The sequence below is a fragment of the Paraburkholderia sp. LEh10 genome (assembly GCF_017814945.1).
Lineage (GTDB): Bacteria > Pseudomonadota > Gammaproteobacteria > Burkholderiales > Burkholderiaceae > Paraburkholderia.
Genome location: NZ_JAGIPX010000296.1, coordinates 1 through 228, shown reverse-complemented (window position 1 = coordinate 228; position 228 = coordinate 1). Strand labels below are relative to the sequence as shown.

Below are 228 nucleotides of genomic sequence, written 5' to 3'. Positions count from 1 at the left end.
CACCCGTGTAGGTCACGAATGCCTGCTCGATATCCAGCGGATTCTTGTCCACTGGCGTGACAACGTTCTTGCCAAACGGGCGTGCGTCCTCGAGTTGCACGAAGAATTGCCAGTGATTGGCGATATGCGCGTCGGCATGAACTTCCACGCGCTGAATCACATACGTGTCCGACTGCGCGGAGCCAATGCCGAACAGCGGCGCGTTATTGCTTTCGAGGCGCTCGCGCA

Annotated in this window: 1 protein-coding gene; it reads right to left on the bottom strand. The window is 58.3% G+C overall.

Features of this window, described 5'->3' with window-relative positions; all coding sequences use genetic code 11:
* Positions 1-228: alginate export family protein (locus J8I87_RS44345; RefSeq protein ID WP_209938962.1), on the bottom strand; the 228-nt coding region annotated here is incomplete at both ends.